At 36.2% G+C, this 2,882-nt stretch carries 4 protein-coding genes and 1 pseudogene; 4 read left to right on the top strand and 1 reads right to left on the bottom strand.

The window, feature by feature from the left end:
- Both FH976_RS15515 and FH976_RS15510 read left to right on the top strand, forming a co-directional pair.
- The coding region (locus FH976_RS15515) for an ATP-binding protein (RefSeq protein ID WP_194091681.1) at nucleotides 1–385 on the top strand (385 nt) is incomplete at its 5' end.
- A gap of 71 nt (nucleotides 386–456) precedes the next feature.
- Nucleotides 457–570: pseudogene (locus FH976_RS15510) on the top strand (transposase domain-containing protein); the annotation flags it as partial.
- Nucleotides 571–828: 258 nt separating this feature from the next.
- On the opposite strand, the gene FH976_RS15505 reads toward FH976_RS15510, so the two are convergent.
- Nucleotides 829–1,350, bottom strand: a complete 522-nt coding sequence (locus FH976_RS15505; RefSeq protein ID WP_194091680.1) for a MarR family winged helix-turn-helix transcriptional regulator — start codon at nucleotides 1,348–1,350, stop codon at nucleotides 829–831.
- 154 nt (nucleotides 1,351–1,504) lie between these two features.
- Here FH976_RS15505 and FH976_RS15500 point away from each other — a divergent pair, with 154 nt between their 5' ends.
- Both FH976_RS15500 and FH976_RS15495 read left to right on the top strand, forming a co-directional pair.
- Complete coding sequence (locus FH976_RS15500) at nucleotides 1,505–2,404, top strand: haloalkane dehalogenase (RefSeq protein ID WP_107238734.1); 900 nt, start codon at nucleotides 1,505–1,507, stop codon at nucleotides 2,402–2,404.
- Nucleotides 2,401–2,820 (top strand): DUF4437 domain-containing protein, encoded by a 420-nt coding sequence (locus FH976_RS15495; protein WP_194091679.1) that lies wholly within the window; start codon nucleotides 2,401–2,403, stop codon nucleotides 2,818–2,820. The genes FH976_RS15500 and FH976_RS15495 overlap by 4 nt, the downstream gene beginning before the upstream one ends.
- The last annotated feature ends 62 nt before the right edge of the window (nucleotides 2,821–2,882 follow it).

Here is a 2,882-nt window from a genome sequence, read left to right as displayed (position 1 = left end):
CAAAACACGCTTCATCACCGCGGCTGATTTAATGCTTCAGCTTAGTACTGCAAAACGACAAGGAAAATTAAAATCGTATATGCAGCGGAGTGTTATGGGTCCTAAATTATTAATAATCGATGAAATTGGCTACCTACCTTTTGGAAGAGAAGAAGCTAATCTGTTTTTTCATGTAGTAGCAAATCGTTATGAAAAAGGCAGTTTGATTTTAACGAGTAACTTACCTTTTAGTCAGTGGCCATCTGCTTTCGCAGATGACGCTACCTTGACTGCAGCCATGCTTGATAGGCTCTTACATCACTCTCATGTACTTCAGTTGAGTGGTGATAGCTATAGATTAAAGTCAAAAAGACAAGCTGGGATATTAGATATCAGCAATAGTTGAGCAAATAAGTGGATCAATATTAAAACGGTGAATTTTTAAAAAAGTGGATCAGATTTCAACCGGTGTTGACAATTAACCCTTATTATTACTTCCAACATCTCTTTACTGAGCTACCGAAGCGTCAGCCTACCGATGATCTTACCGATTTAATGCCTTGGAACGTCAATATCAGTGAAGCCAAATAAGGCTTCACCGGTTAATTGCGCGCTTACGTTTATATAGCAACAAAAAGGTTTGAAATAACAATAAAGTTGTAAAATTTTAGGTAATGTTCAGATTCAAAAAAGGCAGCCTAAGCGACCTTCTGAAATTCATGTAACAGATGTTATGTGAAATTGGTGGATAAGTTCGTTGATATTGCTGCAGTTGGTCGTGATGAAGTCGCTTGGTTATCACACTCAAGCGACATATGTTTTTATTTGTTAGACACAATACTATCTATCTTAGGCTTTTTTTGTTGCAGCAATCTCTACAGGACACCCAGCTTTTCTGCACACGCCCTCATCACAAAAGCGGCAAATACGTCTTGCTTCAACAACATTACCTGTCATTGCTGAAAGGATTGTTTCTAATATAGGAATAATCCTTTCTTTCTCGTTTTCACCAAGAGTATAAAGAACACTACTTGTTATTTTTTCACGAGCTAAAAGTATTTTATTTGCACGATCTCGTCCTGCATCAGTAACGCATAGAACAACAGCTCTAGCATCTATTTTACTTCGATGTCGATCTACAAACCCATCATGTACAAGATTATTCACAAGCCGAACAGATCCTGAATGAGTCAGCCCAAGCACTTTACTTAGCATTTCTATACCATCATTGGGATGGTTATTAATGGCAACTAAAGCAGCTTCATGGCTAAGGCTACGCCCGTCAAGTTCTGCGACTTCCATTTCTATGTTAGAAGCTATCGTTGTTGCAAATGCACCAAGTAGATTCTTTAAATAATTATCATTAGTCATGACTGTATTATATGACTGAGTCATAAAAAATGATAGACAAAAAACAAATAGCCTGCAATACTCCTGAAATATACATGAGTGGCGCATATATTTGTTGTGTATTAATGATTATCTAAGTGCCATTAACTCTATTTTTACTGATAACGAGCTAATAATGAAAATTGATACTGAAGTCCTGCATTATGAAAAAAAATTCAAAACCGTTTTAGGCAAAAAAATGGCCTATATTGAACACGGGGTTGGTGATCCAATCGTATTTTTACATGGTAATCCGACATCTATATTTTTATGGCGAAATATTATTCCGTACCTTGAAGGTCAAGGACGTTTAATTGCTATTGATATGATTGGTATGGGGGACTCAGACAAACTTGATAACACCGAAGATGGCAGCTATTCATTAAAAGAAAATACACGCTACACTTCAGCGTTATTAGAAGAATTAGGCGTTAATGAAAATGTCACATTGGTTCTACATGATTGGGGATCAGGGGTAGGTTTTAATTGGGCGAATCATAATCAAGAAAAAATAAAAGCAATTGCTTTTATGGAAGCAATTGTCACTTCTTTTCCTACTTGGGAAGAGTTTAATCATGATCTTCATGGTCCAATAGGTATGTTACGATCTCCTGAAGGCGATAAAATGGTTCTTGAAGACAATTTCTTTATTGAAACCCTACTTCAAAATGCCATTTTAAGAAAGTTAACAGAAAAAGAACATGCAGAATATCGTCGTCCATTTATAAATGCAGGTGAAGATCGCCGAGCAACGTTAGCAGGACCTCGTCAACTCCCAATTGCTGAAACGCCAGTAGAAACCGTTGCTTTAATTAACTCTTATGCTGAGTACTTAGCTCATTCAAAGAATATACCTAAATTATTTATTAATGCTGAACCAGGAGCATTTTTAGTTGGTTATGCTCGTGATTTTGTTCGTACTTGGCCTAACCTTGAAGAAGTTACTGTTAAAGGATCTCATTTTGTTCAAGAAGATTCTCCACATGAAATTGGAAAAGCGTTGTTTTCATGGGTAGCTGAGAGGGCTGTAAAATGAAGAAATTAATTTCTCTCGCTATATTATTAACATTCAGTGGCACTGTTTATTCACAAGACAATATTGTGTCAAAGACTCTGATCGATAAAGATAAAAAATTTGTAACCGTAATGGATCCAATCCAATTTGCAGACGCTTATGGTGATGCAAAATCAGGGAATTATGGACGATTTGGTTTATTTCCAGCACACTTTGAAACACCGAGCCATATTCATTCTCATGGATATAATGCGGTCGTCATTAAGGGAACAATGATAAACCCTTTTGATCATGATAAAAACCCTCCTATTTTAACACCAGGATCATTTTGGTCAGTAAAGGCGGGAGATGTCCACACGACAGCATGTATATCAGACACACCTTGTGAATTTTTTGTTTATTCAAATAAGTCATTTGATTTTGATGTGAAAAAATAAAAATATCACTTCTATTTTAAGGGCTTGTTTTAACTGTTTGTAACAAGCTCTATTAATTACAT

The sequence above is a fragment of the Vibrio hibernica genome (assembly GCF_015223435.1).
Taxonomy (GTDB): domain Bacteria; phylum Pseudomonadota; class Gammaproteobacteria; order Enterobacterales; family Vibrionaceae; genus Vibrio; species Vibrio hibernica.
This window is presented reverse-complemented; position numbering and strand designations above follow the sequence as displayed.

Bases quoted from the DNA above. Each gene is read 5' to 3' on its own strand.
- FH976_RS15505 (WP_194091680.1), bottom strand. From the start codon at position 1,350: ATGACTAATGATAATTATTTAAAGAATCTACTTGGTGCATTTGCAACA.
- FH976_RS15500 (WP_107238734.1), top strand. From the start codon at position 1,505: ATGAAAATTGATACTGAAGTCCTGCATTATGAAAAAAAATTCAAAACC.
- FH976_RS15495 (WP_194091679.1), top strand. From the start codon at position 2,401: ATGAAGAAATTAATTTCTCTCGCTATATTATTAACATTCAGTGGCACT.